This is a genomic window from Roseomonas sp. E05 (genome assembly GCF_030063475.1).
In the GTDB taxonomy this organism is placed as follows: domain Bacteria; phylum Pseudomonadota; class Alphaproteobacteria; order Acetobacterales; family Acetobacteraceae; genus Pseudoroseomonas.
In genome coordinates this window covers 173,318-185,388 of the sequence record NZ_JASIRT010000006.1, presented here as the reverse complement: position 1 = coordinate 185,388, position 12,071 = coordinate 173,318, and the positions used below count along the sequence as shown (strand labels likewise).

Genomic DNA, 12,071 nt, shown 5'->3' with positions numbered 1-12,071 from the left:
CTTGGAGCCCCGCCGGACGAGCAGGTCGGCCCCCGCGATGGCTTTGGTTGCCTCGCGGCGGCCATCGTTCAGCCCAACAGCCGACAAGCTGTCCTGCGACTTTGCCAGCCTCGAGGTTCCCACCCCGGAGGTTCAGATGCGTCGGATCGTAGTGGCGGCAGCAGCCGCAATGACAGGGAGCCTGCTCACGCTGGCGGCGCACAACGCGTCCGCTGCCCCAGCCGCCACTTCCGTCGCCGCGCCGCCAGCGGTGGCGCAGACTGTGCAGTACTGGGACCAGCGGCCGTACGATGGCAACTGGGAGCGGCGCCAGCAGTGGCGGGAGTGGCGCCGGGAGCGGGACGAGGCCCGCATCGCCGAGGCCGCGCGGCGCGAAGCCTGGCGCATCGAGCAGGAACGCGAGCAACGCCGGGCGTGGCGGCATCAGCAGGGGTATGGCCCGCGCTACGAACGTGGCTGGTGACGGGAGGCCGTAGCGGCTGGCGATCTTCCGACCACCAACATGGCACCGGATCCTTGGATCCGGTGGGCCGCGCCACACGTGCCGCGAGGCGTAGCCGGTCCGGTTTGGTCGGGCTGGTCCCCTTCGGCAGGCGCCGCGCTATGATGCACCCCGCCATCGGCTGGAGATCGAGGATGCGGCTGCGCCTGAATCACGAGTGGATGCTGGGAGATCGGATCGGGGCCGGTGGCTTCGGGCAGGTGTTCGAGGCTCGGTGCATCTCCGGGGACGTTGGCCCCGCCGTGGCGAAGCTCGTTTCAAAGGCGTCGGGCGCCCAGCGCGAGATGCTGTTCACGGACCTGGACGGGATCCGGAACGTCGTCCCCATCATCGACAGCGGTGAGACCGACGGCCACTGGGTTCTGATTATGCCGCGCGCGCAGGCGTCATTGCGGCAGCACATCACGGACGCCGGGGGTACGATGCCCCTTGAGGATGCGCTGGCCGTGATGGCCGACATCGCCCTGGCGCTATCCGACATGAACGGCAAGGTCGTGCACCGTGACCTGAAGCCAGAGAACGTCTTGCTTCTCGAAGGCAGGTGGTGCCTCGCAGATTTTGGCATCTCCCGGTACGCCGAAGCGACCACGGCGCCGGACACCCTAAAGTACGCGATGAGCTTCGCGTACGCCGCCCCGGAGCGGTGGAGGGGAGAGCGTGCCACCGGAGCGGCCGACGTGTATGCCCTGGGCGTCATCGCCCAGGAACTCCTGTCCGGCTCCCGCCCTTTCCCGGGGCCTGACATGCACGATTTCCGGGAGCAGCACCTGCACGCCGATCCGGTGCCGCTGGCAGGAGTCCCCACTGCCCTGGCGTCCGTCATCGCAGAATGCCTCTACAAGTCGGCCGGTACCCGGCCCAGCCCCGCGAACCTCCTCGCACGCCTCGAGGCAGCCCAACGTGTCCCGGCCTCCCAGGGCAGGAGCCGCCTGCGTGAGGCAAACGGGATAAACGTCGCACGCATGGGCCAGGAAGCCCGCCAAGCGTCATCCGCGCGTTCAGATGCGGACAGGCGCCGGGACCTCGTCCGCGACGCGCAAGCTTCCTTCAGGCGGCTGAGCGAGCAGGTGCGCGACGCCATCAAGACGGATGCTCCGACAGCTACCATCCGCCCTGCACAGGACGGCGGCTGGTCCGCGTCGCTCAACGGGGCGACCCTGTCCTTGAGCGGCGTTGTCGCCGTGGCCGAGAAGCCGTGGGAAGGCTGGGAGGCGCCCGGCTTCAACGTTGCTGCTGCGGCTTCCATTGAGGTGCGGGTGCCATCGAATCGCTACGACTACGACGGCCGCTCGCACGCCCTCTGGTTCGGCGACATCAAGGAGGCAGGCCGGTACGGCTGGCACGAGGCCGCCTTCATGCTGAGCCCTTTCTCACGCCAGCGTTCCCGGCTCGCGCCGTTCTCCCTGCCGCCCGGCGAGGCAGCCGCGAAGGCGCTGTGGACCGGGCTGGCGGAGTATCAGATGGCCTGGCCGTTCACCCTGTTCTCCTCGGAAAGCCTCGAGGACTTCATCGACCGATGGCTCGGCTGGTTCGCCGACGGGACACGCGGGAGCCTGCACCACCCGAACACCATGCCGGAGCGGCCTTCAGAGGGATCCTGGCGGCGTTAGGTGCCAACTCCCAATGCTGACTCCGCTACCCGCGAAGGCAGAGTATCGCCAAACCCCAGACCTCCGCCGGGCAGTGGCTGTAACACCCTGACGAACCGTTCACGATTTGCGGAGCTATAGGCCGCATCCAGATGACGGCGGGCACCTCGGCACGGTTTATTCAGTGCTTTTTTCAACCCCGTGGTTTAATCGGCTTCCGGTACGTGGTCTCTGGAATGGCATGCTCGGCGCCTAGCGTTAGGTATCTGATCCTACGATATTTCGGGCGTGACTATCGGCAGCCAGCCACGGCAAACATGCCATGGCCATCCTGCGCCAGCCCAATGTTGCAAGGAAATCCGAAAGGATTCAGCACGGTAGATCCAGCCACCTGAGGGACTGGCGGGCCTTCGCAAGCCAACCTCCGGTGCCTCCTTTGCTGGCAAATCACACCAACGCATGCCTATTGCGCCGGGCCAGATGTTCCGCTTCTGTTCTGCGCATGACGACCGCCCTTCCCCTCCCCGAGGCGACTGAACCGGGTCCCCCTGGCCAGGCGAGGTACGTCGGCGGGTGCGGAAACGGGCACTGGGTCGTCATCCCCGCGCCCGCATAGGGCGCCCGGCGACCGCACGCGCGGGCCGCCACCAACACCCCGACAACCACCCATCAGAGACAGGAGGCACCATGCTCATCATCGGTGAACGAGGAACCGTGCGCGGCGACGTCGAGGCGGAAGCCAGCAGGCTGGAAACGCTGGCCGCGGACCTGCGGCGGCTCGCGGCGACCGGGATGCCGTCGGCGGCGGAGCTGTCGGAGGCGCCGCTGCTGGAGGGGTGGGCCGTGACCTCGCGCCCGGTCTTGTGCCTCGTCGGCGCCGTCACTGGCCATCCGTTGCTGGACGGCCCGTTCTGCCGCACCTCAGACCTGTGGGCCTTCGCGCCGACCGTGGGCTGGGCGCGTACGTTGAACCGCCTCTACCGCCTCGGCGCCCCGCGCGCGCCCATGCCGGTCGTGCCGCCGCCCGCCGACCGGACCTGCTCCCTGGGCCTGCGGTGACACGATGCCGAGCCCCATCGCCAACACCTCCGCATCCGCCCCCTCACCCGCCCTGCCGCCCGGCGGAATGGGTGGCGCCGCCGCTCTCACCGGCGACGCGCTGGACCTTGCCATCAAAGGACTGGCCGAGGCCGTCGAGGAGGAGATCGGTGACGAGCCGTTCCACCTCGGTCCGAACCCGCCGCAGGCGCGGCAGCCGACGCCCCCGCCCGCGCACCGGCCGTCACGGGTGCGCCTGGAAGACCCTGCTGAGGCCGCCGCATACGCCATAGTGCGGCGCCTGCTCGAGGCCGACCCGACCCTGCACGGCAGGGCGCGGGAGCAGGGCGCGGTCCTCGTGGTCGAGGTGCCGGACGCGGAGTGGGTCGTCCCCGTCGCCGAGACCTGGCGCATGCTGATCCAGGGCACGGACGAGGTACCGTTCGACGGCGACGACGCCCAGGACCGGCCATACCGGCGGATCAGCAAGATTGAGCCGAGCTGGGCCGAGTTCCGCCGCGACGGCTCCGACCGCTGGCACCGCCCCGAGGACGGCAACGGCGCCGTCCGCACCATGGTCGCCAGCGGGCGCCCGGTCTACGGCTTCAGCCCGGCGCCAGCCCGCTGCCTGCCATCCGATCTGCTGCGGGCCGCCACGGCGAGGGTGACCGTCGGCCCGCCGGATCCGGCCGCGCTGGCCGAGGCGGCGACCATGTTGACCGGTGCCGCGCCGGTCACCGCGTCCGTACCGCCGGAGGTGGCGCGGCTGGTCACCGTCGGCGACCTGTGGCTGGCCCGGCTGCCCCACCAGGATGCCGACGACTACCTCCGGCGGCTGGCAGAGCTGGCGTCGCAGCGGCTCTCAGTCCGCCCGCTGACGCTCGACGGTCTGCACGGGATGGAGGAGGCAACGCGCTGGGGCAAGGACGTCGCGCGCGACCTCGCCGACTACGCCGGTGGCGCGCTGCCGTGGCGCGACGTGGACCGCGGCGCCGTGCTGGTCGGCCCCACCGGCACCGGTAAGACGACCTTCGCCAGGGCGCTGGCCGCGCAGTGCGGAGTGCCGCTGGTGACCGGCTCCCTGGGGCAGTGGCAGGGTGCCAAGGACGGCCACCTCGGCACGACCCTGGGCGCCATGCGCGGGACCTTCGAGGCCGCGCGCAAGGCGGCGCCCTGCATTCTGCTCGTGGACGAGATCGACAGCTTCGGCAACCGCACCACCTTCCGCCACCACGACCGCGACTACTCGGTCCAGGTGGTCAACGCCTTCCTCGAGGAGCTGGACGGCGCCGCCGCACGTGACGGCGTGGTCGTCCTGGGCTGCTGCAACGACGCCAGCCGCATCGACCCGGCCATCCTGCGTCCGGGCCGCCTGGAGCGCCTGATCGGGGTGCCGCTGCCGGACCAGGCGGCGCTGGCCGCCATCCTGCGCCACCACCTTGGCGGCGACCTGCCCGGCGCCGACCTGTCGCGCCTCGCGCTGCTGGGCCTCGGGTCCACCGGCGCCGAGGCCGAGCGCTGGGTCCGCGGCATGCGGCGGCGGGCGCGGCACGACCGGCGGGAGGCGACCTTGGCAGACCTGGAGGCGGAGCTGCGCGGCAACGGGTCGCGCCCGGCCCCAGAGGTGCTGCGCCGCGTGGCCATCCACGAGGCCGGGCACGCTGTGGTGGCGGCGCTGGGGAGGCCGGGCGCCCTGATCTCGGCCAGCGTGCTGGCGCAGGGCGACCGCGCGGGCCGGGTGCTCTGGACGGAGCCCGCCGATGGCCAGACCACGGTCACCCGCGCGGCCCTGTCAACATTGCTGCGCGAGGCGCTGGCGGGCCGGGCGGCCGAGGAGGAGCTGCTCGGCGAGGCATCGGCCGGGAGCGGCGGCGGCGCCGAGAGCGACCTCGCCACGGCGACGCGCCTCGCGACGGCGGCGGTGACCGCGCTCGGCCTCGACAAGGGCGGCGGCGCCCTGGTCTGGCGAGGCTTGCCGGACGCGGCCGGTGTCCCCGCCCTGCTCGCGGCGCGGCCGGACGTCGCGCGCCGGGTCGGCGAGATGCTGGACGCCGCCTATGCCGAGACGCGGTCGGTGGTCCGGCGCCACGGCCTGGCCATCTGCCGCTTGGCGGACCTGCTGGTCGCCAAGGAGACGGTGCCGGGCGCCGAGATCGAGGCCCTGGTCTCGGTGTCCGAGGCGGCCGCGAAGGATTGCCGACCGCCAGGCGCCGGTCGCCGCCCCCGGAGGGTGCGGCCATGACGGACCCGCTTGCAGGAACACGGCCCGCGCGGCTCATGGAAAACGCCCAGGGACGCGAAACCAAGCCTTGGCCCGCGCGTATCTGCAGCCATGACCTCCGCCATGCGAAGAGCCAGAGACTGAGGATTTACGGCACGGCGCCGACGTTGTCGTGCCCGCCTGCAGCTCTTCCGGCCTCACCGCGGAGCACGTCATGCCCCAGCACAAGTCCTTTGCGCCCGCATGGGCGCACCGCGCGCGGTGTGGCCGCGCACGCCGTCTCCTTCCCGCTTTCCCGGCCGCGTTCGGCCTCGCCGCCCTGAGACGCCGCTCCCGCGCCGTCTGACGCCGCCCATCGGCGGCATCCCGAACGCCCAAAGGATTGGAAGCCACGATGCGCAAGTTCGCATTGGGGGCAGTGCCGACGCACGGCAACTGGAACCCCCACTTTTCGGCCAAGCCCCCCAAGGCGAAGGCTAAGGACAAGACTGCCAGCAAGCAAGAGAAGGGCGAGGAGCCGGACGAAGAGGAACAGGACCAACCCAAGACCCGGACACAGGTCCCGACCTACTACCCGCCTGCGAAGGGCGCGCAGCGCTACGAACGGCTGCGGAGTTATCACCATCGCGACGCCGCGTTCCTCTTGGACGCCCGGCACGAGGTGCGGGGCTGGACCTCCACAGCCGAGGCCATCGAAGTCCACTGGGAAGGCAAGGACTTCAAGTTCATCCCCGACTTCATCGTGCATGAGGAGACGCGCTCCTACGCGCTGACCATCCTCCACCCGCTGGCCAAGCTGGACGCGCGCCGCAAGAAGCGCCTCGCCGCCATGCGCGCGGCCTGCGAGCGCCAGGGTCTGGGCTTCGTTTACCTGAACCGCGACGAAGTCACCGAGGACGCCGCGCTGCCCGGCGCCAAGGACCTTTTCTACTATCGATACTGGCAGTGGCCGGACTCCCTGCCCTTCACGGTGTCGACTGTGGCCGAACGTCACGCACCTGCCACCCTTGGGGAGTTGCACCGGCTACTGGATGGCTTCGCCACCTGGCAGCAGCTGCTGGCCATGGTCGCCAACGGGTTCGTGGTGGCCGACGTCTCGGCCGGGCTCGGTCGGAACACCCCCGTGCTGGCCTGCCGGACGAAGGGGTGGCGGACATGAGCAACCGGTACCTGCCCCGGCTGGGCCAGATCGTCCGCTGGGACGGCCACCCGTGGATGGTGCACCGGCTCGACAGTCGTGGCCTCGACCTGCGGAACCAGATGACCGGCGAGGTCCTGACCTGGAGCCTCGCTACCTGGATCCTGCATTGGCAGAACGGCAGCCTGCGCCAGCCAACCGTCCCGGAGCCGCTGGACCGGCGGCGCCTCGTCCGCGGCACATACATCCACCGCCAGGGCTGCGTCTGGCGCGTGAAGCTGTTCAAGAGCGGCCTGATCCACCTGGAGAACGTCAAAACCGACGAGACCGCCGTCGTCAACTCCATCGCCTGGCAGGAGGAGTGCTGGCGCGGAGAGAGCTGGGTCGTCGATTCACCTGACGCGGACCTGCCGGAGCGCATCCGGGAAGTGCTCCGCGTCCCGCTCGACGGCTTGCCAAGCTCGATGAAGGCGAAGGTGCAGTGGAGCGCCGTTTTCGTGGAGGCGTACCGCGACCCGGAGCGCTTCTACCGCGAGAGGATGCCGGACCGCCCCGTCGCCGAGCGCATCGACCTCAGCGGCCGCGTTTCCAAGGCGACGCTCCTCGCCTTCCTGAAGCAGGTCGCGGAGGCCACCGGGAAGAAAGCCCCTGGCGTCAGCACCTTCTACGGTTGGCTGAACACGCTGAAGCTGGCGGGCGGGGACATCCGCGCCCTGGCGCCCCGCTTCGACCGGCAAGGCCCGCGCGGGCGCAAGATGCCCGCCATGGTCGAGCAGTGGCTGATGGAGACCATCACCACGCACTGGCTCACCAAGGAGCAGCGCTCGAAAGCGGAGGTCTGGAGCGCCCTCAACGACCGGGTCGACAAGTGGAACAAGGAAAAACCGGGGAACAAACTGTGGTGCCCGACCGAGAGCCAGGTGGCCCGCTACATCCGCGAGGAGGTCGACCAGCACGCCGCCCTCCGTCGCCGGAAAGGCAAGAAGGCGTACGACAAGGTCCGGACAATCGGCGACGGCGTGGTCACGACGTTCCCCTTGGAGCGCGTCGAGGTCGACCACGTCCGCCTGCGGCGTCTCAGGGTCCTGGACGACCGATCGGGCCTGGATCTCGGCGGTGCCTGGGTGTCCATCGCGTACGACCACTTCACCTGCATGCCGCTGGCGCTGATCGTCCAGTTCGAGGGCGAGACCCTCGGTGTCGGATTCTGCGTCCTGCGGATGACGATGACGCCCAAGGGCTTCCTCAGGAAGATCGTGCCAGACCTGGACTACGACTTCCCGACCGGCGTGCCGATGTCGTTCTTCTTCGACCAGACGTCCGCGACAAACAACGACCACATCCGCGAGGCAGCCCTCGTCCTCGACATGATCATGGACTACGCCGAGGGCGAGAACCCGCAGCTCAAGGCAAGCATCGAGCGCTTCATCCGGAACCTGCGGGACCAGACGCAGCGGTCCGTCGTCGGCCCCAATCCTCCCAGCCACCGCGAGGAGAACGACCCGGAGAAGCCGGACGTCACGATCCGCCTCAGCGACCTCGTGCGGCGCCTCTGGACCTGGGTGGCCATGATCTACGCGAAGTCGTGGCACGGCGGCATCGACGACGTGCCGCTGCGCCGCTGGCAGGAGCACACGGACAAGCGCCTGCTGCGCGCGCTACGAAGCGAGCACGACCTGACGGTGCTGCTCACGCACCGACACATGTGCCTGCCTCGACGGGGAACGGTCACCACCCAGGGCCTGACGTGGAAAGGCGAGGCCATTCGACAGATCGTTGCCCACCCATCCTACCGCGAGGGCGAGAAGGTGCAGGTCCTCTTCGACGAGTACGATGTCGCGCGGGCGTGGGTCACCAATCCGTTCACGGGCACCGTCAGCAAGGTCGAGCCTGCCAGCCGCTTCATGGTCGGGCTGACGCTCCACCAGCACGACCGCACCCTCAAGATGAACGGTCGGCTGAAGCGGGCCTACGACACCGACGAATTGCGGGCCAGGAAGGCGGCTATGGTCGAGGATGCCCTGCGCCTGCTGGCGGAAAGCAAGTCGCTGACCAAGCGCCAGCGGAATGACCTGGTGCGCTTCCTGGCCACGTTCCGGGACGAGGCGTTCGGCGCGGCATCTGGCCGCGATGCCGGGGAGCCGGAGGTCGGCGGGGACGGGGCAGCAACAGACGTATCCGAGAACACGAGCGACGAGCCCCGCGCGGCACGTCCGCGGCGGCAGGCGAAGCGCATGCGCGGCGACGAGGGCCAATGAGCACCATGGACCAGAACGAAATCGACCGTCTCGTCAGGCTCTCGGGCGGTTTCCGCGAGTTCTACCTCCCGACCGACAAGTCGGACGAGATCCAGCGGGACATCCGCCGCCTCCACCACCGCGACCATGGGGCGTCGGGCGAGGCTGGCATCCTCCTTTTGGTCGGCGGCTCAGGCAGCGGCAAGTCGAAGCTCGTCCTTGACTACAAAAGGCAGTTCCCCGACCAGCCGCGCGCCATCGTTGGCCCGGATGGCGCATTCGCTGACCGCAAGGACGTGTTGTACTTCAAGGTTCCGAATGGAAGCGAGAAGGACGTCGCCGAGGTCTGGCTGGCCGCGCTGACAGGCCAGAGCATCGACCACATCGTGGGTCGGGGCCGCAAGCGCCTCGTCATCCAGGAGGACATTGTCGCAGTAGGGCGCGAAGTGGGGAACAGGCTCGTCGTCGCTGACGAGTTCAACCAGTGCCTCGAAGGCAAGGACACCGCTGCCATCAAGCGCTTCGCCAGTCTCTGCCGGTACATCGTGAACGCCAAGGGCGGTCCGTCTCTGATCATCACCGGTACGGCATCCGTCCTGCTACTCAGGGAGGCCGACGCGGAATTCCGAAGGCGGGCGAGCATCCGGCACGAGCTCCTGCCGCTGGACTGGGACGTCGCCGAAAGCCGCGAGTTCCTGCAGGACGTGTTGATGGAATGGGACGAGTTCCTCAGGGACAACATTTTCGGCACGCTGTCCGGCCTTGCGGAAGCCAAGATGGCCTATCCGCTTTGCCGCGCCGCATCGGGGTTTCTTGGTGACATGGCGACCCTCATCGAGAACGCTGTCGCGGAAGCCATCTACGACATGGCGTCCGGGAAGGCTGACAGGCTTACCTACGCCCACTTGGTGAAGGCATACGGCAAGTCGGCGGTGTGGACAGCCGAGCGCCCCGCCTTCCCCGAGGCAGTCGGGCCTACCATCGACACGGGACCCGAAAAGACCCGCCTGCGCGGCCGCACCCGCCGGAGCGACCGCCACCATGACTTCCGGCCCTGAGCACATGGGCAGACAGCCACTCTCGCTCGGCATGGGCATCGTGCCGGGCGAGAGCATACCTGGCTTCATCATGCGGTTCGCGGGCCGAGCCCGCTTCCCCGGCGCCGACCGCCTCGCCATCCATGTCGGCCTGCGCCAGCCGGGCTCCGCCACCTCTGGGGATGACATGCGCGGCCTCGCGACCCTTTCCGGTGCCGATCCCGCCACCCTCGAAGCCGCCGCCTACCGCCCCACCGGCCGCCTTGCCCATCACCGCTTCCTTGGCGGCGGGCTGCACCGCGAGTTCATCGACATCTCACGGCGGCGAGCATGCCCCGCCTGCCTGGCCGAAGCGCCCATCCAGCGCGCCGCCTGGGACTGCGCCCTGGTGACCGCCTGCCCACACCACGCCCTGCGCCTCGTGGACAGGTGCCACAGACCTCGCTGCCGGGGCCTGGGGTGGAAGGGGACCGACGTCACCCGCTGCGCCTGCGGGATCGACCTGCGGGCGGTGGCCGTAACACCAAGCTCCGCCGACGAGGCCGAGGCGAGCGCGCGCGTGCTGGCGCTCGCCACTGGAGGGCCGGTCCCGTGGCTGCCCCCTGCCCTCGCGTCGGTGGGTCCCGCCGACCTGGTGCGCCTCGTCATGGTGACCGGCATGTTCCTGACCGGCTGGCGCAAGGAAAGACGCATCGAGACACTGGTCGCGTCCGGGCCGGACGCCGTAGCCCGCGTCGTCGGCTCGGGTCTCGCCGCGGTCGAGGCATGGCCTGTTCCCCTGCACCGCTTCCTTGCGGCGACGCGGGCCGAGGAGGCCGCCCGCGCCGGGCGCTTCGGCGCCACCAAGACCATGGGCGCCTACTACGGCTGGCTGTCCATGCTGGAGGCCGGTCCGTTCCGCGACGCCCTCGCCGAGGCGACCCGCCAATTCCTTGCCGCCGACCCAGTCCTAGGGCGCCGGATGCACCGCTCGCTGCTGCTGGGCGCCCAGGGTGACGGCGTCGCGCTGAAGGAGGTCGCTCGAATGGTCGGCAGGTCCGTGGAGACGACCAAGCGCATGGCAGAGGCTGGCCTGCTGCCCATGCCGGACGGCGGAGGACGCGGCCTACCGGCGGTGATTGGCCGCGCGGAGGTGGAAGGATTGGCGGCCGAACTGCGCGACGCGCTGACACTGGACGAAGCCTCAGCCGCCCTGGGAGTGTCCAGGGCGCGGGTGCGGCGACTGGCGGAGGCAGGCGTTCTCGAGGCGGTTCATCGGGGCGCCGCCGATGGCTGGGGCCGCTGGGCGTTCCGGCGAGCCAGCATTGAGGGGCTGCCGGGGCGCATGGCGGCGGGCGCCCCGATCGACACCGGCCTCCAGCGGGGGCTCGTGGACTTCGAGGTGGCGGCCGAGACGATGCGGCGGCGCGGCGTCGGGCTGGCGGACTTCGTGGGCATGGTGCTCTCGGGCAACCTGCCGGTGGCGGCCCTGGACCATGCCGCGGTCAGCCTCAAGCGCCTGCGGTTCGACCGGGCGGCCGTGCGTCGGGCGGCGGCCCCTCTCGAGCGGGGTCCGTTCAGCGCCTACGCCACCGCCGCGTTGCTCGGCCTCAAGCGTGAGGTGGTGGCGCACCTGATCCGGCGCGGCCTGCTCAGGACCGAGGGCGGCGCCGTCACGGCCACCGAGCTCGACCGCTTCCGGGCAGAGTACATCTCCGGCGCGGAGCTGGCGCGGGAGCGGGGCACGTCGCCGCGGAAGCTGGCGGCGGACCTGCGGGCGGTCGGGGTGCTGCCGGTCACCGGGCCGGGTGTGGACGGTGGGCGGCAGGCGTTCTTCAGGAGGCGTTGACTTGGTCGCCGGAAAGGCAGGCTCTGCCCAGCAGGAATTCGGGCAGCTACCCTTCCTGACTGAGCATCCTGGCTGTAACTTCCCGCAAACTGCGGGAACCTGCTTCAGGTGCGTTACGCCAGACATCCGATCACTGGACAAAGACTGACCGTGGAGCAGTACCAACGCAGCATCGGACGAAGGCCAGCGGGGCATCAGGGGGAATGGCACCGCCCCGTCGTGCGCTGCCCGTATTGCCCATCCGAGCTGTCACTGCGAGCCGACGCATCACCTACGCGCGCGACACACTTCGCACACCCGCGAGGAGCAGTCTGCCCCACTATGGCTCCGGCAGGACGGCCATACCACGGGCTCACCCCGGCGGCCCCGAATGCAGCGGCGGCGATCCATGTCTTCGGCGCCGTGGCTGCCGACTGGCGAAGGCACTACTCCGCAATTCGCACCTTGGTGGCGAACCTGACAGTGGACGAGTTCATCGAGT

At 69.9% G+C, this 12,071-nt stretch carries 8 protein-coding genes; all 8 read left to right on the top strand.

From position 1 onward, the window contains the following. The first annotated feature begins 136 nt into the window (after positions 1-136). The 8 genes from QMO56_RS09165 (at position 137) to QMO56_RS09130 (ending at position 11,590) form a co-directional block, all read left to right on the top strand. Positions 137-463, top strand: coding sequence for a hypothetical protein (locus tag QMO56_RS09165; protein ID WP_187784264.1), 327 nt, complete (start codon positions 137-139; stop codon positions 461-463). Between the two features lie 173 nt (positions 464-636). Continuing rightward, positions 637-2,112, top strand: coding sequence for a serine/threonine-protein kinase (locus tag QMO56_RS09160; RefSeq protein WP_283525104.1), 1,476 nt, complete (start codon positions 637-639; stop codon positions 2,110-2,112). Positions 2,113-2,778: 666 nt separating this feature from the next. Next, on the top strand, positions 2,779-3,150 hold the full coding sequence (locus QMO56_RS09155) for a DUF6634 family protein (RefSeq protein WP_007002502.1): 372 nt from the start codon (positions 2,779-2,781) through the stop codon (positions 3,148-3,150). A 4-nt stretch (positions 3,151-3,154) separates the two neighbouring features. After that, positions 3,155-5,371 (top strand): AAA family ATPase, encoded by a 2,217-nt coding sequence (locus QMO56_RS09150; protein ID WP_283525102.1) that lies wholly within the window; start codon positions 3,155-3,157, stop codon positions 5,369-5,371. Between the two features lie 373 nt (positions 5,372-5,744). After that, positions 5,745-6,509, top strand: a complete 765-nt coding sequence (locus tag QMO56_RS09145) for a hypothetical protein (protein WP_283525100.1) — start codon at positions 5,745-5,747, stop codon at positions 6,507-6,509. Then, positions 6,506-8,746, top strand: a complete 2,241-nt coding sequence (locus QMO56_RS09140) for a hypothetical protein (protein ID WP_283525099.1) — start codon at positions 6,506-6,508, stop codon at positions 8,744-8,746. Before QMO56_RS09145 ends, QMO56_RS09140 begins: the two co-directional genes overlap by 4 nt. Before the next feature lie 5 nt (positions 8,747-8,751). Further along, a complete protein-coding gene (locus QMO56_RS09135) occupies positions 8,752-9,783 on the top strand; it encodes a TniB family NTP-binding protein (protein ID WP_283525098.1) in 1,032 nt (343 codons plus the stop codon). Next, positions 9,767-11,590, top strand: a complete 1,824-nt coding sequence (locus QMO56_RS09130; RefSeq protein WP_283525096.1) for a TniQ family protein — start codon at positions 9,767-9,769, stop codon at positions 11,588-11,590. The genes QMO56_RS09135 and QMO56_RS09130 overlap by 17 nt, the downstream gene beginning before the upstream one ends. The last annotated feature ends 481 nt before the right edge of the window (positions 11,591-12,071 follow it).